The organism is Janthinobacterium sp. RA13, assembly GCF_000745325.1.
Lineage (GTDB): Bacteria > Pseudomonadota > Gammaproteobacteria > Burkholderiales > Burkholderiaceae_D > Janthinobacterium > Janthinobacterium rivuli.
This window is the reverse complement of the sequence record NZ_JQNP01000001.1, coordinates 1,642,507-1,661,010: the sequence shown is the minus strand read 5'-3', so window position 1 is coordinate 1,661,010 and position 18,504 is coordinate 1,642,507. Positions and strand designations below refer to the sequence as shown.

Here is an 18,504-nt window from a genome sequence, read left to right as displayed (position 1 = left end):
AATCAACACAAGGCGAGCATGTTCAAGATCAGTACGATGGCGGCTGTCATCAGCGTCAGCCTGGGCCTGGGCGGCTGCAATGTCGCGCCCGTCAAGCGCGACACCTATAATGCGATCACCGATGCCGTCAAGGGCGCGGCGGCCACCACGGCGCCAGCGGCCCAGCCGGACGCCGTGGAAGCGGCGCTGCTGCCGCCCGTGGCGGCCCTGGCCCAGCAATTGCCGAAGGCCCGCGCCGCGCTCGACGAGCGCTTCAACGTGGCTTTCAATAATGTGCCGGCGCGCCAGTTCTTCACTTCCATCGTGGCTGGCACGCGCTACAACATGCTGGTTCATCCCGACATCGGCGGCACGATTTCCGCCAACCTGAAGGACGTGACCCTGTTCCAGGCGCTCGACGCCGTGCGCGAACTGTACGGCTACGACTACAAGGTCGAGGGCACGCAGATCTACATCAAGCCCCTGACCATGCAGACGCGTTTGTTCCACGTCAATTACCTGACGGGCGCGCGCCGCGGCAGTTCCAACCTGCGCGTGTCGTCGACGTCGGTCGGTTCGGTCGGCTCGACCAACTCGGGCGGTTCGGGCAATAGCGGCAGTAACAATCAGGGCAATAACCAGAATAACGAGCAGAACCAGCAAACGAATAGCGGCCAGGGCGGCCGCACCTTGGACAGCAGCAACCTGACCACCTCGTCCACGGCGGATTTCTGGCCGGAATTGAAAGCGGCGCTGGAAGCCATCGTCGGCAGCACCGAAGGCGGCCGGCAAGTGGTGCTCAGCCCGCAGTCGGGCGTGATCGTCATCCGCGCCATGCCGGACGAGTTGCGTAATGTCGACATGTATTTGAAGGCCACGCAGCTGTCCGTCGACCGCCAGGTGATCCTGGAAGCGAAAATCCTCGAAGTCGAACTCAACAACAACACGCAGACGGGCATCAACTGGGCCTCGTTCGCCTCGATCAAGAGCGGCCACACGAACCGCATCTCGACGGGCTTCATCCAGCCGGGCGGCAGCCTGGCGCCGCTGCCGTTCAACGGCGGCCAGCCGCCCAACATGACGAATGGTAATGGCTTGACGGCCAGCAGCGGCTTTGGCCTCAGTTCGGCGGCAAACGCGGCCGGTTCCATGTTCGGCCTGGCTTTCCAGACGGCCAATTTCGCGGCCATGATTTCCTTCCTGGAATCGCAAGGCTCCGTGCACGTGCTGTCGAGCCCGCGCATCGCCACCATGAACAACCAGAAGGCCGTGCTGAAGATCGGCACGGACGAGTTTTACGTGACGGGCGTGTCGACCACGACGAATACGACGGCCAGCGGCGCGACGACCAGCCCCAACGTGACCTTGCAGCCGTTCTTTTCCGGCGTGGTGCTGGACGTGACGCCGCAGATCGATGCGGACGGCAACATCATCCTGCACGTGCACCCGTCCGTCAGCCAGGTGTCGACCATCAGCAAGGAAATCGACCTGGGCAGCGCCGGTTCGCTGAAACTGCCGCTGGCCGCGTCCAGCACGTCCGAAATGGACAGCATGGTGCGCAGCCAGGATGGCCGCATCGTCGCCATCGGCGGCCTGATGCGCCAGGCCACCACGGCGGACCGCTCGCAAGTGCCGGGCGCGGGCGATATTCCCGTGCTGGGCGCGCTGTTCCGCAACACGGGGCAGGTGATCCAGAAGCGCGAGCTGGTGGTGCTGATCAAGCCGACCATCGTCGATGGCGCCAATAGCTGGAACGAGGACTTGCTCGATTCGGGCAAGCGCATCGAGGCGCTCGACCCGCGCCGTCCGTCGGAGCGGCGCTAAATGTACCAGGCCCATTTCGGCTTGCGCGAGGCGCCGTTCGGCCTCACGCCCGATACCAGTTTTTTCTTCAACGGCCCGCAGTCGCAAAAGGCGCTCAACACCTTGCTGGTGGCGGCGCGCAATGGCGAGGGCTTCATCAAGATCACTGGCGAAGTGGGCACTGGTAAAACCTTTTTGTGCCGCAAGTTCATGCAGTCGTTGGGACCGGACTTCGTCACGGCCTATATCCCGAATCCGAACTTGCCGCCCCGTTCGCTGATCCTGGCGCTGGCCGACGACCTCGATGTACTGCTGGAGAAAGATGCTGATCAGCATCAACTGCTCAAGTACCTCAACTTGCGCCTGCTCAACCTGGCGGCGCAGGGCAAGCGCGTGCTGCTGTGCCTGGACGAGGCGCAGGCGATACCCATCGACAGCCTCGAAGCCTTGCGTTTGCTGACGAACCTGGAAACGGAAAAGCGCAAGCTGCTGCAAATCGTGCTGTTCGGCCAGCCTGAACTGGACGTCAAGCTGGCCCTGCCGGAAATCCGCCAGCTGGCGCAGCGCATCACCTTTCACTACCACCTGGGACCGCTATCGCGCGACGACGTGGATTTTTATGTGGCGCACCGCCTGCGCGTGGCCGGTTTCGATGGCGCGCGGCTGTTCAGCCGTGGCGGCGTGGGCAAGCTGTACCAGGCTTCCGGCGGCATTCCGCGCCTGATCAACATCATGGCGCACAAGGCGTTGATGGTGGCGTATGGCGAAGGGCGGCAGCAGGTGAGCGGGCGCCACGTGGCGCTGGCCGCCAGCGACACCCTGGCCAGCAAGCCGCGCCGCTTGTGGCAACGGCCGTGGCCGTGGCTGGCCGGTGCCGGCGTGCTGGCCGCCGCCTGCGGTGCGAGCTGGACTTTATTGAACCGATGACGAAGATGAGCCTGTAGATGAGCCTGATTAACAAGATGTTGCAAGACCTCGATGCCCGCGGCACCCCCGATGGACGCGGCGACGCGGCCGGCATCCGCTCCGTGCCCGAACGCGAGCGGGGCGTCTCGCGCGCGCTGGTCTTCGGCGGCGCGGCCGGCCTGACGGCCGCTGCAATCGCCCTGGGCTGGGTGTACTGGAAGCGCCCGGCCGTGCCGCCCGTGCTGGTCAGCGTGGCCAGCACGCCGGTGTTGCTTCCAGTATCGGCGCCCGTGTCTGCGGCCGTTGCTCCCGTGCCAGTGGTGGTCGCCGCAGCGGAGCCCGTCGTGGCGGCGGAACCCGAACCCGTGTTCCAGGCCGAGGAGACGGTCGCGCCAGCCAGGCTGCGTGCCGCCGACATGCGCCGCATCACGGAACAACCCGCCAAGCCTGCCGCCGCGCCCGTGGTGAAAACGCCGGTACTGGCCGCCAGCGAGCGCATCATCGACGGAAAACAGGTCACGCCGCAGCAGCGCGTGGAGAATGAATACCGGCGCGCGCTGGCGCAGTTGCAGGATGGCCGCGTGTCCGACGCCATGCTGGCCTTGCAGCAGACCCTGCAGCTGGATCCGCGCCACCAGGGTGCGCGCGAAACCCTGGTGCGCCTGTTGCTGGAAGCGCAGCGCCCAGACGAAGCAGCGCGCCAGTTGCAGCTGAGCCTGGCGCTGGACCCGAAACAGCCGGCGCAAGCGATGATGCTGGCCCGTTTACAGCTGGACAAGCCCAACGGCGGCGCGGTCGCCCTCGATACCCTGACGCGCAGCCTGCCGTACGCCAGCGACAACGGCGAATACCACGCCTTCCTGGCCGGCGTGCTGCAGCGCGAACAGCGCTACCGCGAAGCGGCCGACCACTACCAGCTGGCTCTGCAGACGGCGCCCGACAACAGCGTCTGGTGGATGGGTCTCGGCATCGCCTTGCAAGCCGACAACCATCCTGCCCAGGCGCGCCAGGCGTTCGAGCGGGCCAAGGGCTTGCAAACCCTGTCGCCGCAATTGCAGGCGTTTGTCGAACGCAAGCTGGTGCAGCTGACGGCGGCCGCGGCGAAGTAACTTACCTCAATGAAAGAAACCAGCTTGAAGCCTTTCAGTCTGTTCATCGTCCTGTGCTGCCTGGCCGTCAGCGCCCAGGCCGCCCCCGCCAGCTACGAACTGGAAAATACGGAGGTGCGCGACATCCGTGCGCAAGCCTTGAAGCGCGATTACCAGCTATATGTCGCCTTGCCCGATTCCTATCGGCAGGGAAATAAACGCTATCCGGTGCTGTTCGTCGTGGACGCCAATTACTCGTTCGCCATCGTGCGCAATATCGCGCAGCGCCTGAACAAGCATGCGGGGATGGAAGAAGTGGTGGTGGTGGGCCTGTCGTACGCCAACGGCGATGGCGGGGTGTACAGCCGGCGCCGCGATTACACGCCCACCACGCCGCGCAAGCATGATTACCGCTCGGACATGCCGGGACGGCAGCCGGCGTTCGGCGAAGCGAAGGCGTATGGCCAGTTCATCTCCGGCGAAGTGTTTCCGTTTATTGCGCAACAGTATCGCGTGAACATGCAGCGCAAGGTGTTTATCGGCCATTCCTACGGCAGCCTGCTGGGCCTGCAATTTTTGCTGACGCAACCGCGCACCTTCGAGCACTACATCCTCGGCAGCCCGTCGCTGTGGTACGACGCCGGCGTCATGTTCGACCGCGAACAGGCGTATGCGGCCAGCCACAAGGACTTGCCGGCATCCGTGTTCTTCGGCATCGGCGGCCTGGAAAAGCTGGCGGCGGGCAAGAAGCGTTCGCGTTCGGAGGAAGACGCCGATATGGTGGCCGACCTGCGCGAATTCGATGGAAAGTTGAAATCGCGCAAGTTCCCCGGCTTGACAACCCGCTTGCGCGTCTTCGAGGATGAAGACCACGCGAGCGTGTTTCCTTTCGTGCTCACGCATGGCTTGCGGGCGTACCTGACGTCCGCCAAATAACGGCTGCTCAGGGGCGCATCAATGCCGGCATGATCAGCTTGGTCAGCAATTTTTCGCTGAGTCCATGGGCGTCGCGCACCTGGAAGTTGGTCGTGGTGATGACGACCACGGCATCGAGTTCCGGCAATACGAGCACTTTATTGCCGCCCGAACCCGCCATGCCATAGCTTTGCACCGTGCGGCCATTCGCCGTGAACGGTTGCAGCCACCACAGGTAACCATAGTCCATGCCTTCGCGCGCGTTGGCATGCGGCGCGATCGAGCGCCTGACCCAGTCGGCCGGCATCACCTGCTGGCCATTCCAGCGTCCGCCGTCGAGGTAGAGCTGGCCAAGCTTCATCAGGTCCACGCTGCGCAGCTGCAAGCCGCCGCCCGTCATGGCGCTGCCCTTGGGCTGGAATTGCCATTTCACCTTGTCGATGCCCAGCGGCTTGAACAGGTTGGCGGCCGCGAAGTCCGGCACGCGCTGGCCGCTCACTTTTTCAAGCAGCGGTCCCAGCAGGGTGACGCCGGCCGTGCAATAGCTCCAGGCGCGGCCATATGGCGATTGCTCGGGGCGCGGCTGCCATTCCGGAAAGCCGCGGATCGGCAGGTCCGCCACGAAGCGGCTCCAGTCTTCCACCAGATACATGCGCTCTTCGTTGCCGCGCGAATGCTGGTTGTCGTCGTCGCATTCGAGCAGCGAGCTCATGGTCAGGAAATCCTCGACCGTGATCTTGTCCTTGCGCGGGTCGGCATGGGCCAGCGGCCGCAGTTCCGGAAAGTAGGGCAGCACGGGAGTGTCGGTGCGCAAGAGCTTGCGCTCGATGGCCAGGCCGACCAGCATGCCCGCCACCGTCTTGCCAACCGAGCGCGTGTTGCGCAGGCTTTCCGCGCCGTCCTTGTCGAAGTAGTGTTCGTAGAGCAGCTTGCCATGCTGTGCCACCACGACGCTGGTGATCTGCTTGAAGTCGCCCGCTTCGATGGCGATGGTAACGCCGTCCAGTTCGCCCGCGTGGACGCTGCTGCCGAAGGCCAGAAGAAGGGGTAAATATCGCAACATGGTGTACTCCTGAGTTGGAAAAGTTCAGTCTAGTCTTGCAATCCGGGCATTGTCTTGGACGTTTGAAACATTTGGCGTCGATAGTTGCTGGGCGTCATGCCGTAGCGGGCCTGGAAGGCGCGGCTCATGTGGCTCTGGTCGGCGAAGCCCACGCTCAGCGCCACCTCGGCCATGCTCAGTTCCGGGCGGCGCAGCAGGCCGCTGGCCTGGTCGACGCGGCGCCAGCGCAGCAGGTCGCCCGGCGAACAGCCCCAGGCCTGGCGGAACACGCGGGCCAGGTGCACGGGATGCACGCCCAGGGCGGCGGCCACGTCGGCGATGCGCAGATGCGTGTCATTGGCCAGGTCCATCACGGCTTCATATGCCTGGTGGGCCCAGCCGGGCAGGGATGGGCGCGCCTGCCGGGGCGTCTTGTGCAGGCTGGCCAGCATGTCCCATGCGCCCGCTTCGAGCAGGGCGCCATCGCCGCCGCGGCCAATTTCGCGCGCCAGCCGGAACGCGGCGGCCGCGCTGGCCGTATCGCGCAACACGCTGGCGCACTCCTGGGCCGCATGCAATTCCTCGGCGCCCGCCAGCAGGGCAGGGTCAAGCGATACCGTCATGAAACTGCCCTTGCCATCGACGAAGCGGTCGCGGTGCGTCGTGCCGGCAGGATTGAAGACGAGGGTGGGCGAAGGCGCGCGCGGCGGGGCGTGCAGGGCGCTGGAAATATACGTGCCGGACAGAACGAAGACGAAGTGGGCGTCGTCATGCCGGTGCGTTTCGACTTCATCCTCGCCACGCGTGGCCTGCAGACGGCGGATATCGAACATGCTGCCGCGCGCGCCGTGATGCACGTCGCCATAGAACTGGCCGGACTTGAACTGGAGTGGAGTGGTCATGTCGGCATGGTATGTGCGGCTGCCCGCACGGGCGAGCGCGGAACGACGAACAGCGCCGGGCGCAGGATGAACGGTCGATTCGGGGGAATGCACGGGATGCGGGACGGCGCCATCAAGCCGGCCGCCACGCGTCCTCGAAATGGCGTTTCAATCCCCCAATCAAGCCGTTTGTCGCAATGGCATGCGCCGGAAAGGACAATCGGATAGCATACAGTGGGCTCCCTCATGATGCGTTTGCCCGCAAGCGAGTGTTCGATACTGGCGCCGCCGCAGGAATCAACGGACGCTTCTCAATGACTTCGACCAGGATGACTACGCATGAAATTGACTCTTCCACACGTTCTTTCCACCTGCCTGCTTGGCGCCTTCGGCGTGATCGGCAGCGCGAACGCGGCTCCCGCCGATGCCGAACTGGTGGCTCTGGTGCAGCGCCACGCGCAGGCGCAGAATAATTTTGATCAGCTTGCCTTGAAAGCCACGACGGCCGAGAATTATGTGGAAATATCGCCGGTCGGCGAGGTGGACGGGCGTGAAAAAATGCTCTCCTTTTATGCGCCAGAGCAGAAGCGGCCGAGCCCTCAACTCCAGGTCGACGAGCCAGTGGTGCGGCTGTTTGGCGATACGGCGCTCATCTCGGCGCGGCTGTCCTACCGACTCAATCAGGAAGCGGGTGCCCGCACCTTCGCCCTGCGCGCCGGCTATGTGGCTCGGCTTGTCGACAAGCAATGGCTGCTGGTCAGCGCGCAGTACACGGGCATCCGTCCGCCGAAACCGTGAGCTGACATTGGGTCTGGCGCCGGCCTTGCCCTAGCGGCCTACAACCGCGCCTCGTCGCCCCACACGTTGCGCATGCTGAAGCGCACGCCCGCATCGTCTTCATGCAGCGACGAGACGATGGCGAACTGGCTGTCGCCCGTGTCGCGCGGCGTCATCTGCGATAGCTCGGCGGCGGCCAGCGGCGCGCCCAGCGCATCGCTGAGCGGATGCACGTGGCCGGCGCCCCGTTGCGTCACCACCCCCAGTTCGCCGCTGCGCAGGCGCACCAACGTTCCGGGCGGATACTTGCCCAGCAGGTTGACGAACTGTTCTCCCAGCAGCGGGTCGATGGGCACGCCCTGGTCGAGGAAGATGTGCTGCAGCGCCTGGTCGGGCACGATGGAGCGCCGGTAGTTGCGCGCCGATACGCGGGCGCAATAGCGGTCGGCCAGGCCGATCAGCTTGGCATTTTGCAGAATTTCATCGGCCGTGCGCCCCTGCGGGTATCCGCTGCCGTCGTCGTTTTCGTGGTGCAGCAGCACGCAACTGAGCCATTCCTCGTCGTCGACACCGGCGCAGCGCAGCAATTCCGTGCTTTCCTGCGGATGCAGACGCACGATGCGCATTTCCTCGTCGTTCAGGGGGCCGCGCCGGTCCTGGAAGCTGTCGTGGTGACGCAGCATGCCCACGTTCATCGTCAGCGCGGCTGCACCGATCAACAACAGTTCATCGTGGGACTTGTGCATGCTGCGGCCCACCAGCATGGCCAGCAAGGCCGTTTCGATGCAGTGGCGCACGGCGTAGCTGCCGGCGATCTGGTTGAGCAGGATGCTGGCCAGGGCGATATCGGCATCGTGTTCCAGCGCGCGCAGCAATTCGCGGGCGATGTCGCGCACGTCGCGCTCGGCATTGTTTTCGCTGCGCAAGGCCAGCAGCAGCCGTTCCAGGCGCTGCGCCGCCTCATTGAGCAGGCGCAAGACGGATGGCTGCTCCGGCGCGCCCACGTACAGGCCCAGCTGCAGCAAACGGCCCAGTTGCGCACCGTCCGTGATGATCTGTCCCTTGCGCAGTTGCGGGCCGGCGCTATGGTCAGCCAAAAACAGATCCCAGGGCAGGGGTTCGCCGGGAACCAGATCGGCCGGGCCGATGCGACGCTGTACCATCTGTCATCCTTTGCCCCGCCGCAGCGAAGCCATGTTCAGTGCTCGGTTATATGCTGCGCAGGCGCTCCAGCGCCAGGCGCAAGGTCTCGTCTTTCTTGGCAAAGCAGAAGCGCACGATGCCCGACTCCTTGCCCTGCGCGTAAAACGCGGAGACAGGGATGGCCGCCACCTTGATTTCCGTCGTCAGCCATTCGGCGAACTGCGCTTCGGTCTCTTGCGAAATGGCATCGTAGCGTACGCACTGGAAATACGTGCCGTCGGCAGGCAGCAGGGTAAAACGGCTGCCCGCCAGGCCGTCGCGGAACAAGTCGCGCTTGCGCTGGTAAAACGCGGGCAAATCCAGATAGGGCTGCGGCTCGGCCATGTAGCCGGCCAGGCCGTGCTGCATCGGCGTATTGACGCTAAACACATTGTACTGGTGCACCTTGCGGAACTCCGCCGTCATGGAGGCTGGCGCGGCGACATAGCCGATTTTCCAGCCCGTCACGTGATACGTCTTGCCGAAGCTGGAGACGATGAAGCTGCGCGCCGCCAGTTCGGGGTTGCGCGCGAGCGACGCGTGCGGCACGCCGTCGTACACCATGTGTTCGTAGACTTCGTCGGAGAGTATCAAAATTTGCGTGCCGCGCACGATGTCGGCCAGCGCGGCCACGTCGGCGGGACGCAAGATCGTGCCCGTCGGATTGTGCGGCGTATTGATGATGATCAGGCGCGTCTTGCTGCTGACGGCCGCGGCCAGCTTGTCCCACGGCACGCTGTAACCGTGTTCACCCACCTCCATGGCCACCAGCACGGGCACGCCGCCAGCCAGGGCGATGGCGGGCAGATAGCTGTCGTAGGCTGGTTCGATGACGATGACTTCGTCGCCCGGATGCACGCAGCACAAAATGGCGGTGGTCAGCGCCTGCGTGGCGCCGGCCGTGACGGTGATTTCCGTGCCGGCGTCATAGCCGTGGCCGTACAAGCTGGCGATTTTCGCGGCAATCGCTTCACGCAAGGGCGCGGAGCCCGTCATCATCGGATACTGGTTGTGGCCGGCGTGCATGGCATCGCTGACGAGTTCAACCAGTTTTGGCGCGCAATCGAAATCGGGAAAACCCTGGCCCAGGTTGACGGCGCCATGCTGGGCCGCCAGGCTGGACATGCGGGTAAACACGGTGGTGCCCACAAGAGGCAAGCGGCTGGTCGGGGCGGGAGTCGTGTAGGGCAGGGACGGGCTGTTCATGAACGGTAGGGTCGCGGTGCGGAAAGTGGAATCGTGTCCCATTCTAGCGCAGCGCGCCCCCTTGCGTGCAGGGCTTTGGCGGCTCAGCCTGGCAAGGCCCAGCCTTCCGGCACCATGATCTTGAACATGCCGGCCTTGGCCGTCTTGCGGGCCAGTTTCAGCAGCGCCTTGTCCTTGGTGATGAGGATGTCGGCGTTGGCGTCGCGCGCCAGTTCGAGGAATTTCTGGTCATCCTTGTCCGTGCAGACGGGCAGGCGCACGCCAGAGACGGGCGGGGCCACGACGCTGATGTGGGCGTCGAAGCGGGCGGCGGCAACGGCGCGGCTGGCCTCATCGAGCGGCAGATGTTTGTAGTGCAACACGACCAGATATTCCGCGCGGCAATCTTCGCGCGTGATGGCGTGCACGGCGCCGCTTTCCATGGCCGCCAGCAAGCCCGCCCAGCGCGGGTCGTTGAAGACGAACAGGTCGAGGCAAACGTTGGTGTCGAGGACGAGTTTTTGTGGAGCAGGTATCATGTCGGCAATTCTATTCTGTAGTGATAATTTATGTTGATCGTGCTTTCGCCCGCCAAGAGTCTCGACCTGGAGACGCCGCCAACAACCTCGTTGCACAGCACCCCCGATTTTCTCGACCATTCCGCTCAGTTGATCGAGCGCATGCGCCAGTTTTCCCCGGCCGAAGTGGGCAGCCTGATGGGCATTTCCGACGCCTTGTCGGCCCTCAACGTGGCCCGCTACGCTTCCTGGACGCCGCAGCTGGCGGAAGCGCGCCAGGCCATCATGGCCTTCAATGGCGACGTGTATGCCGGTTTCGAGGCGCGCAGCCTGCAGCCGGCCCAGCTCGACTATGCCCAGTCGCGCGTGCGCATTTTATCCGGCCTGTACGGCTTGCTGCGTCCGCTGGACTTGATTCACCCGCACCGCCTGGAAATGGGCACGCGGTTGTCGACCACGCGTGGCAAGGATTTGTATGCGTTCTGGGGCGACACCATCACCAACGGCCTGAACCGCGCGGCCAAGGAGCAGGGCGCGCAAGTGCTGGTCAACCTTGCTTCCGAAGAATATTTCAAATCCGTCAAGCCGCGCCAGCTGGACGTGCCCGTCATCGCGCCCGTGTTCGAGGACTGGAAGAATGGCAAGTATAAAATCATCTCGTTCTACGCCAAACGCGCGCGCGGCATGCTGGCCCGCTATGCGGCCGTCAACCAGATCCGCGATCCGCAACAGCTGAAGCAGTTCGATGTCGACGGTTACGCGTATGTGCCGGAGGCGTCGAACGACAAAAACTGGGTGTTTCGGCGCAAGGTCGGAGAATAACCCTAAAGCAAATGCTGGGGTCGTACCCTCAGGGTACGACCCCGGATTTTGCCGTTGGGCTAAGAAAAAACCGGGCTAGCCCGGTTTTTTCTTATCTTACTGCCAGAATTTCCACCACTTGCGTTCCTTGTTCACCCCTTCCGGGCTGAGGAATGCCGTGTTCGGGTAGTTCTTGGTCAGCACGCGCAAGGCGTCGTCGCGCAGGTCGGTCAAGCCCAGCTTGTCATACGAGCGGTACATGATGAACAGCGCTTCTTCGATGGCCGGCGAGGCACGGAAGTCGCTGACCGTCGTTTGCGCGCGGTTGGCGGCGGCCAGGTAGGCGCCGCGGCGGAAGTAATAGCGCGCCACGTGTACTTCGTATTTCGCCATGGCATCGATCAAATAGTTCATGCGGGCCAGCGAATCGGGCGCATATTTACTATTCGGGAACTTGTCGACCAGTTGCTTGAAGGCCGCAAACGCTTCGCGCGTGGCTTTCGGGTCGCGCTCGGTCGGATCTTGCTCGTACAGGAAGTTCAGGAAGCTGATCTGGTCATTAAAGCTGATCAGACCACGCAAGTAGTACATATAGTCGACATTGGCGTGGTTCGGATGCAACTTGATGAAGCGTTCGACGGCAGCCAGTGCCTGCGCCTGGTCTCCCGACTTATAATACGCGTAAGCGATCTCCATCTGCGCTTGCAGAGCATAGTTGCCGAAAGGATAGTTAGCCTCCAGCTTCTGGAACAGGCCGATTGCAGCTTCATAGTGCTGCCCGGCCATTTCTTCACGCGCCTCCGAGTATAATTTCGTAACGGACCAGTTTTTGGTCTCATCCACTTTTTCAGGCAACAAGCTGCAAGCGGACATGCCGAGCAGAACGACTGAAGCGACTACCAACGATAATTTTTTTTGCATGACGTTTTGCAAGAAGGTTTTAACCAAGATTTTACAATAGGCTGATTATAGCCGATGGGAATGCTGTGATATTAACTCCGAAGCCTAATTTGGCTGACCCCGCGTTTGACTCCCTTTCTGACCATGTTGCCGAAGAGGCCTTTGACGGCGATTTTGCCGCCGACGACGTCTTCGAGGAAATGGCCCCGATTACATTGGAACTGACGCCGGACGCCTGCGGCCACCGCCTCGATAAAGTCATCGCCCAGCTGGTGCCGCAATACTCGCGCAGCCGCTTGCAATTGTGGCTGGAAGCCGGTTTCGTGACCGTCGATGGAAAAGTTGCCAAACGCAACATGACCGCCTATGGCGACGAGAAGATCGTCATTCTGCCGCAAAGCGCGCCGGAAGACGAGGCTTTTAAGCCGGAAGCGATGGAATTGAACATCGTGCACGAAGATGAGCATATCATCGTCATCAACAAACCGGCCGGACTGGTCGTGCATCCGGGCCCCGGCAACTGGTCGGGCACCTTGCTCAACGGCTTGCTGCACCACTGCCCGCAACTGGCCGGTGTGCCGCGCGCCGGCATCGTGCACCGCCTGGACAAGGATACGAGCGGGCTGATGGTGGTCGGCAAGACCCTCGCCTCGCAAACGGATCTGGTGCGCCAGTTGCAGGCGCGCACCGTCAAGCGCGAGTATTTCGCGCTCGTGTGGGGCACGCCGAAAATGGCGGGCACCATCGACGCGTCCATCGCGCGCCACCCGCGCGACCGGGTCAAGATGGCCGTCTCGGAAAACTTTACGGCCAAGCCTGCCATTACGCACTATGAATTGATCGGCAGCGGCGAACTCGACCGCCGTCCCGTGAGCCTGATGCAATGCCGTCTGGAAACAGGCCGCACGCACCAGATCCGCGTGCACATGCAGCATCTGGGCTTTGCGCTGGTCGGCGACCATGTGTATGGCAAGCAGCACCTCGTGACCGTGTTCTCGCGCCAGGCGCTGCAGGCGCGCCGCCTGGGCCTCGTGCATCCGGGTACCCTGGAAGCGTGCGAGTGGATCGTGCCGCTGGCCGATGATTTCGCGCAATTGATCGCCACCGCCGGCATTCCCGAGCCGGAACAGGTCTGATGACGTCGCCGTTGCCTTGCCTTATACCCGATTGGCCCGGCTTGCCCGCGAACGTGGGCGCGCTGGCGACCGTGCGCGCGGGCGGCGTCAGCCAGGGGCCGTATGGTGACGGGCAGGGCGGCGGTGGCTTGAACCTGGGCACGCACGTGGGCGACGAGCCCGCGCACGTGCTGGCGAACCGCGCGCGGCTGGCGGCCATCCTGCCTGCCGAGCCGGCCTGGCTGTCGCAGGTGCATGGCGTGGCCGTGGCCGATGCCGGCAAGCTGGACGGCTACGTGCCGGACGCCGATGCCAGCGTGGCAGCGCAGCCTGGCGCCGTGTGCGTGGTGATGACGGCCGATTGTCTGCCGGTACTGTTCTGTTCGACGGATGGCCTCGTTGTCGGTGCGGCGCACGCGGGCTGGCGCGGCTTGGCCAATGGCGTCTTGCAGCGCACGGTGGAAAGCATGCGGTCGCAAGGTGCGACGGACATCCTCGCCTGGCTGGGGCCGGCCATTGGTCCGCAGCAATTCGAAGTGGGGCAGGACGTGCTGCAAGCGTTCCGCGACGGCGCGCGCGATGAGGCGGAACGGCAAGTGTTGAGCGCTTCTTTCGTCGCCATCGCAGGCAAGCCGGGCAAATACCTGGCCGACATGTATGCGCTGGCGCGCACCATGCTGCTGCGCGATGGCGTGGCGCAAGTGGCGGGCGGGGAATATTGCACCGTCAGCGATGCGGCGCAGTTTTACTCGTACCGACGCGATGGCGTCACGGGAAGACAGGCCAGTTTGATCTGGCGCAAATAATCTGCACGGCAGACACTTATGTGTCTGCCGTTTTTGTTTTATCGTCTGCTGAGGCAAGTGCGCGGGCTTTTAGCTCGGCCTTGCGTTTGCGTCTCCGCGAGCCCGTCAGATAGAATAGGATGGACAGCGGGATGACGCAGTACAGCACGAAGGTCATCACCCCGGCGACGATGGACGGTTCCGTCAGCGCCATGAGGCCGACGACATAGATCCAGGCAACAGCGGTCATGAGCATCATTGGTAGTGGCAGTCAGTAAAAGTTTGCATGCAGGTGATCCTAAAGTATTTATTTTTCGACTACGTTTCGGCGCCGAACAAAACCGTAGCGAGCGGAAGGGAGAGGTGGCTAAGAAGCGCAACCGTACTCTAGTACGGTGAGCATCGCAGGCCGCCTATACCGACGCGCAGTAGGTTTTGTTCGGCGTCCCTCAATCTTGAATGGACTTACATACATCTATGAATATGCCCGATCCTCAAATGATGACCAAAGAATGGATGGCGCAGATCAGCAATCCTGAGCAGTGGAAGACGTGGTTCAACATGGTACCGCAGCCCCAGGGCAATCCGATTGCCGGCATTTTGCAGGATGCGGGTGCCAGCATCAAGCCGGAAGCGATCGAACAACTGAAAAATGCCTACGTGGCCAAGCTGACGGGTTTGTGGGCCGACTTTATGGCCGGCAAGGCACCGGAGCTGAAAGACCGCCGCTTCGCCGCGCCCGCCTGGCACGCCAGTCCGCTGTCGGCCTTTAATGCGGCAGCCTACCTGCTGAACGCGGAGTTTCTCAGTGCCATGGCCGATGCCGTGGAAGCGACGCCGCACCAGAAGCAAAAGATTGCATTTGCCGTGCAGCAAATCGTCGACGCCATGTCGCCTGCCAACTTTCTCGCGACCAATCCCGACGCCCAGCAAACCCTGATCGAGACCAAGGGCGAGAGCCTGGCCAAGGGCTTGAGCAATATGCTGGCCGACATGCAGAAGGGCCGCATCTCGCAGTCCGACGAGTCGGCCTTCGAAGTGGGCCGCAACGTGGCCACCACGCCGGGCACGGTGGTGTTCGAGAACGCGCTGTTCCAGCTGATCCAGTACACGCCAAGCACCCCCACGGTACATCAGCGGCCGCTGCTGATGGTGCCGCCATGCATCAATAAATTCTATATCCTTGACTTGCAGCCGGAAAATTCGCTCGTGCGCTATGCGGTAGAGCAGGGCAATACCGTGTTTCTGATGTCCTGGCGCAATCCGGACCTGAGCATGCAGCACCTGACGTGGGACGATTACGTCGAGCAAGGCGTGATCGAAGCCATCCAGGTCACGCAGGACATTTCCGGCCAGGACAAACTGAATATGTTCGGCTTTTGCGTGGGCGGCACCATCGTCTCGACGGCGCTGGCCGTGCTCAAGGCGCGCGGCGAGAATCCGGCCGCCAGCCTGACCTTGCTGACGACCTTCCTCGATTTCTGCGACACGGGCGCGCTCGACGTCTTCATCGACGAGCCGCAAGTGGCGCTGCGCGAGCAGTCCCTGGCCAAGGGCGGCCTGATGTCGGGCCGCGACCTGGGCAGCACTTTCTCCAGCCTACGGCCGAACGACCTCGTGTGGAACTACGTGCAATCGAATTACCTGAAAGGCAAGGAACCGCCCGCGTTCGACTTGCTGTACTGGAATGGCGACGGCACGGGCTTGCCGGGTCCCATGTTCTGCTGGTATCTGCGTAATACTTACCTGGAAAACAGCCTGAAGGTGCCGGGCAAGCTGACGGTAGCCGGGGAAAAGGTCGACCTGAGCAGCATCGACGCGCCCGCTTTCATCTACGGTTCGCGCGAAGACCATATCGTGCCCTGGGGCGCGGCCTACGCCAGCACGGCCTTGCTGAACCCGAAAAAGCCGAAAGCCAACCGCTTCATCCTCGGTGCTTCGGGCCATATCGCCGGCGTGATCAATCCTGCATCGAAGAAAAAGCGTAGTTACTGGAGTAATGATGCAGCTAAAACCGCCCGCACGGCGAAAGCCAAGCCCTTGACTGCCGAGCAATGGATGGAAGGCGCGACCGAGCACGTGGGCAGCTGGTGGTCCGAATGGGCGGCCTTCCTGGCCGAGCACGGCGGCGCGCAGGTGAAGGCGCCAGGCAAGCCGGGCAACAAGCGCCACGCGGCAATCGAGCCTGCGCCGGGGCGGTATGTTAAAGTCAGGGCGGGCTAGTTTACAAAAGCTTCTCGCCAGGCAAGACCGGCGTAATCTCCGGTCTTGTCAGGAATCTACTCTTAGTTGCGTTGCAATAAATATGGGAATCTACTACCCTGATGTGCAATGGAGCCATTTTCCACTCTATAATGGAAAAAGTAGGCAGGTGCGAAAGCGGACCCACGTTCGCTTTTTTTTCGGATTAACTCAGTATGCGCTGCGGCGCAATAAGTGGAACTTGTGATGAGTAGTGCAAAAAAAAGTATAGACCGCCTGATTAAAAAATATCCCAACCGCCGTCTGTATGACACGCAAACCAGTTCCTACATCACCTTGACGGACGTCAAGCAGCTGGTGTTGGACAATGAGGTATTTACCGTCGTCGATGCCAAATCCAATGAAGATTTGACGCGCAGCATCTTGCTGCAAATCATTTTGGAAGAGGAAGCGAACGGCGCGCCGATGTTCTCGAGCAGCGTGTTGTCGCAGATCATCCGCTACTATGGCCACGCCATGCAGGGCATGATGGGATCCTACCTGGAAAAGAACGTGCAAGCGTTCACCGATATCCAGCATAAATTCACGGGCACGTCGGCCGGCAGTTTCGAAGGCAAGCCATTCAGCCCGGAAATGTGGACCCAGTTCATGAATGTCCAGGGCCCGATGATGCAAGGCATGATGAACAACTACATCGACCAGAGCAAGAGCCTGTTCGTGCAGATGCAGGAGCAGATGCAGAGCCAGAGCAAGAACCTGTTCGGCACGTTCCCGTTTGTTCCGCCGGTGCCGCCGACGGACAAAAAGTAGTCCATGCCATACGCTCACCGGGCGCTTTGATCGCCCGGGAGTTGTATCGGCGTCATCAAAACAGCATAGTTCTGTCAGCAAGGGGCGGCTCGGGGTACAATAGCCGATTCGCCTCACCATTTTACTAGCTGCCAACTATGTCTGAAATTCACCGTATTCCCGTTCCTTCCGCCCAGCCCGAGGCCATGCTGGCCATGCCAGGTGCGGCGCCGAAAGTGGGCTTTGTCTCGCTCGGCTGCCCGAAAGCGCTGGTCGACTCCGAACAAATCCTGACCCAACTGCGCGCCGAAGGCTACGAAACGGCGAAATCCTACGCTGGCGCCGATCTGGTGATCGTCAATACCTGCGGTTTTATCGATGCTGCCGTGCAAGAGTCGCTCGACGCCATCGGCGAAGCGCTGGCTGAAAACGGTAAAGTCATCGTGACCGGTTGCCTGGGCGCCAAGAAAGATGCTGCCGGCGACGACATCATCATGAAGGTGCACCCGAAAGTGCTGTCCGTCACGGGTCCGCACGCGCTGGCCGAAGTGATGGATTCCGTCCATTTCCACCTGCCGAAGCCGCATGCGCCGTTCCTCGACCTGGTGCCGCCGCAAGGCGTCAAGCTGACGCCGAAGCACTATGCCTACCTGAAAATTTCCGAAGGCTGCAATCATCGCTGCAGCTTCTGCATCATCCCGTCGATGCGCGGCGACCTCGTCTCGCGCCCGATCGGTGAACTGATGATCGAAGCGGAAAACCTGTTCAAGGCCGGCGTCAAGGAATTGCTGGTCATTTCGCAAGACACTTCGGCGTATGGCGTGGACGTGAAATTCCGCTCCGGCTTCTGGAATGGCCGTCCCGTGAAAACCCACATGACGCAGCTGACGGAAGCGCTGGGCGAGCTGGCCAAGACCTACGACGCCTGGGTGCGCTTGCACTATGTGTATCCGTATCCGCACGTGGACCAGATCATCCCGATGATGAGCGGCGGCCACATCCTGCCATACCTCGACATTCCGATGCAGCACGCGCACCCGGATGTACTGAAGCGCATGAAGCGTCCGGCCAGCGGCGAGAAAAACCTCGACCGCATCCAGGCCTGGCGTGCCATCAACCCGGACCTGACCATCCGCTCGACCTTCATCGCCGGTTTCCCTGGCGAAACGGAAGCGGAATTCGAGTATTTGCTGGACTTCCTCAAGGAAGCACAGATCGACCGTCTGGGCTGCTTCGCCTATTCGCCTGTCGAAGGCGCGACGGCCAACGAAATCGCCAATCCCGTGCCGGAAGAGCTGCGCGAAGAGCGCCGCGGCCGCGTCATGTTGCTGCAGGAAGAAATTTCCAAGAAACGCCTGCAAGCCAAGGTCGGCAAGACCGTGCGCGTGCTGATCGATGAAGTCACCCGCTCCGGCGGCGTGGGCCGCTCGTCCGCCGACGCGCCGGAAATCGATGGCGTCGTGTATGTGAAGCCGCCATTCGAGCCGCACCGCAAGCTGGCGGTGGGGCAATTCGTTGACGTGACCATCACGTCCGCGGATGCGCACGACCTGTGGGGCGCTGCAGAGTAAGCAGGTGTAACAGTCGTACGGCGTGCAGGGCGTAAAGCCCTTACAATCAAGGCGGATCAGCAATT

General features: G+C 62.3%; 18 protein-coding genes. 11 read left to right on the top strand and 7 right to left on the bottom strand.

Features of this window, described 5'->3' with window-relative positions:
• Window positions 1-18: 18 nt before the first annotated feature.
• From mshL to FG13_RS07145, 4 genes are read left to right on the top strand one after another with little or no spacing between them, the layout of a single operon-like run.
• Window positions 19-1,803: a pilus (MSHA type) biogenesis protein MshL gene (gene mshL / locus FG13_RS07160; protein WP_035827560.1), complete on the top strand. Its 1,785-nt coding sequence runs from the start codon at window positions 19-21 to the stop codon at window positions 1,801-1,803.
• Window positions 1,804-2,709 (top strand): ExeA family protein, encoded by a 906-nt coding sequence (locus tag FG13_RS07155; protein WP_035819665.1) that lies wholly within the window; start codon window positions 1,804-1,806, stop codon window positions 2,707-2,709.
• Between the two features lie 17 nt (window positions 2,710-2,726).
• Complete coding sequence (locus FG13_RS07150) at window positions 2,727-3,797, top strand: tetratricopeptide repeat protein (protein WP_051958707.1); 1,071 nt, start codon at window positions 2,727-2,729, stop codon at window positions 3,795-3,797.
• Between the two features lie 24 nt (window positions 3,798-3,821).
• Entirely contained in the window at window positions 3,822-4,712 is an 891-nt protein-coding gene (locus FG13_RS07145) for an alpha/beta hydrolase (protein ID WP_235211681.1), read from the top strand.
• Between the two features lie 7 nt (window positions 4,713-4,719).
• Here FG13_RS07145 and FG13_RS07140 read toward each other — a convergent pair whose 3' ends face one another.
• Together FG13_RS07140 and FG13_RS28810 are read right to left on the bottom strand one after the other, a co-directional pair.
• A complete protein-coding gene (locus FG13_RS07140; RefSeq protein ID WP_081922475.1) occupies window positions 4,720-5,754 on the bottom strand; it encodes a serine hydrolase domain-containing protein in 1,035 nt (344 codons plus the stop codon).
• Between the two features lie 29 nt (window positions 5,755-5,783).
• On the bottom strand, window positions 5,784-6,635 hold the full coding sequence (locus tag FG13_RS28810) for a helix-turn-helix transcriptional regulator (protein ID WP_051958704.1): 852 nt from the start codon (window positions 6,633-6,635) through the stop codon (window positions 5,784-5,786).
• 318 nt (window positions 6,636-6,953) lie between these two features.
• On the opposite strand from FG13_RS28810, the gene FG13_RS07130 reads away from it, so the two are divergent.
• The gene (locus FG13_RS07130; RefSeq protein WP_081922474.1) at window positions 6,954-7,412 is read left to right on the top strand and encodes a nuclear transport factor 2 family protein; all 459 of its coding nucleotides are present in this window, start codon (window positions 6,954-6,956) and stop codon (window positions 7,410-7,412) included.
• Window positions 7,413-7,450: 38 nt separating this feature from the next.
• Here the strand turns inward: FG13_RS07130 and FG13_RS07125 are convergent, their stop codons facing one another.
• From FG13_RS07125 to FG13_RS07115, 3 genes are all read right to left on the bottom strand, one after another.
• A complete protein-coding gene (locus FG13_RS07125; RefSeq protein WP_035819662.1) occupies window positions 7,451-8,554 on the bottom strand; it encodes an HD-GYP domain-containing protein in 1,104 nt (367 codons plus the stop codon).
• 46 nt (window positions 8,555-8,600) lie between these two features.
• Window positions 8,601-9,779, bottom strand: a complete 1,179-nt coding sequence (locus FG13_RS07120) for a pyridoxal phosphate-dependent aminotransferase (RefSeq protein WP_035819660.1) — start codon at window positions 9,777-9,779, stop codon at window positions 8,601-8,603.
• 83 nt (window positions 9,780-9,862) lie between these two features.
• Window positions 9,863-10,297, bottom strand: a complete 435-nt coding sequence (locus FG13_RS07115; protein WP_035819658.1) for a putative toxin-antitoxin system toxin component, PIN family — start codon at window positions 10,295-10,297, stop codon at window positions 9,863-9,865.
• Between the two features lie 30 nt (window positions 10,298-10,327).
• On the opposite strand from FG13_RS07115, the gene yaaA reads away from it, so the two are divergent.
• Window positions 10,328-11,098, top strand: coding sequence for a peroxide stress protein YaaA (gene yaaA / locus FG13_RS07110; protein ID WP_035819656.1), 771 nt, complete (start codon window positions 10,328-10,330; stop codon window positions 11,096-11,098).
• A 96-nt stretch (window positions 11,099-11,194) separates the two neighbouring features.
• Here yaaA and FG13_RS07105 read toward each other — a convergent pair whose 3' ends face one another.
• On the bottom strand, window positions 11,195-11,998 hold the full coding sequence (locus tag FG13_RS07105; protein ID WP_034781139.1) for an outer membrane protein assembly factor BamD: 804 nt from the start codon (window positions 11,996-11,998) through the stop codon (window positions 11,195-11,197).
• Window positions 11,999-12,087: 89 nt separating this feature from the next.
• Here FG13_RS07105 and FG13_RS07100 point away from each other — a divergent pair, with 89 nt between their 5' ends.
• The gene (locus FG13_RS07100; RefSeq protein ID WP_035819654.1) at window positions 12,088-13,113 is read left to right on the top strand and encodes an RluA family pseudouridine synthase; all 1,026 of its coding nucleotides are present in this window, start codon (window positions 12,088-12,090) and stop codon (window positions 13,111-13,113) included.
• A complete protein-coding gene (gene pgeF / locus FG13_RS07095) occupies window positions 13,113-13,898 on the top strand; it encodes a peptidoglycan editing factor PgeF (RefSeq protein WP_035819652.1) in 786 nt (261 codons plus the stop codon). Before FG13_RS07100 ends, pgeF begins: the two co-directional genes overlap by 1 nt.
• Window positions 13,899-13,914: 16 nt before the next feature.
• Here the strand turns inward: pgeF and FG13_RS07090 are convergent, their stop codons facing one another.
• Window positions 13,915-14,127, bottom strand: coding sequence for a hypothetical protein (locus tag FG13_RS07090; protein WP_327062285.1), 213 nt, complete (start codon window positions 14,125-14,127; stop codon window positions 13,915-13,917).
• A gap of 248 nt (window positions 14,128-14,375) precedes the next feature.
• Between FG13_RS07090 and phaC the strand changes: the two genes are divergently transcribed.
• The 3 genes from phaC (at window position 14,376) to rimO (ending at window position 18,439) form a co-directional block, all read left to right on the top strand.
• On the top strand, window positions 14,376-16,100 hold the full coding sequence (gene phaC / locus FG13_RS07085) for a class I poly(R)-hydroxyalkanoic acid synthase (RefSeq protein ID WP_081922473.1): 1,725 nt from the start codon (window positions 14,376-14,378) through the stop codon (window positions 16,098-16,100).
• Window positions 16,101-16,325: 225 nt separating this feature from the next.
• Entirely contained in the window at window positions 16,326-16,889 is a 564-nt protein-coding gene (gene phaR / locus FG13_RS07080; protein WP_010399000.1) for a polyhydroxyalkanoate synthesis repressor PhaR, read from the top strand.
• Between the two features lie 194 nt (window positions 16,890-17,083).
• Window positions 17,084-18,439 (top strand): 30S ribosomal protein S12 methylthiotransferase RimO, encoded by a 1,356-nt coding sequence (gene rimO, locus FG13_RS07075; protein ID WP_200880371.1) that lies wholly within the window; start codon window positions 17,084-17,086, stop codon window positions 18,437-18,439.
• Window positions 18,440-18,504: the final 65 nt, after the last annotated feature.